The sequence below is a fragment of the Bacillus cihuensis genome, from assembly GCF_000504145.1.
GTDB classification, from domain to species: domain Bacteria; phylum Bacillota; class Bacilli; order Bacillales; family DSM-1321; genus Peribacillus; species Peribacillus huizhouensis.
The window spans coordinates 1-204 of record NZ_KI632499.1 but is presented as its reverse complement, the minus strand read 5'-3'; the positions used below and the strand labels follow the sequence as shown (position 1 = coordinate 204).

Annotated in this window: 2 tRNA genes; both read left to right on the top strand. The window is 52.0% G+C overall.

The features are described 5' to 3' along the window. The first annotated feature begins 5 nt into the window (after window positions 1-5). Window positions 6-82 (top strand) — tRNA-Ile (locus V179_RS0124300). Between the two features lie 20 nt (window positions 83-102). Then, window positions 103-178: transfer RNA gene (locus V179_RS0124295), tRNA-Ala, on the top strand. Window positions 179-204 lie beyond the last annotated feature (26 nt).

Sequence of the window (204 nt, the reverse complement as noted above, 5' to 3'; positions counted from 1 at the left end):
AGAATGGGCCTATAGCTCAGCTGGTTAGAGCGCACGCCTGATAAGCGTGAGGTCGATGGTTCGAGTCCATTTAGGCCCACCATTCACATTCTGTTTTATAATGGGGCCTTAGCTCAGCTGGGAGAGCGCCTGCCTTGCACGCAGGAGGTCAGCGGTTCGATCCCGCTAGGCTCCACCAATTATCGTTCTTTGAAAACTAGATAA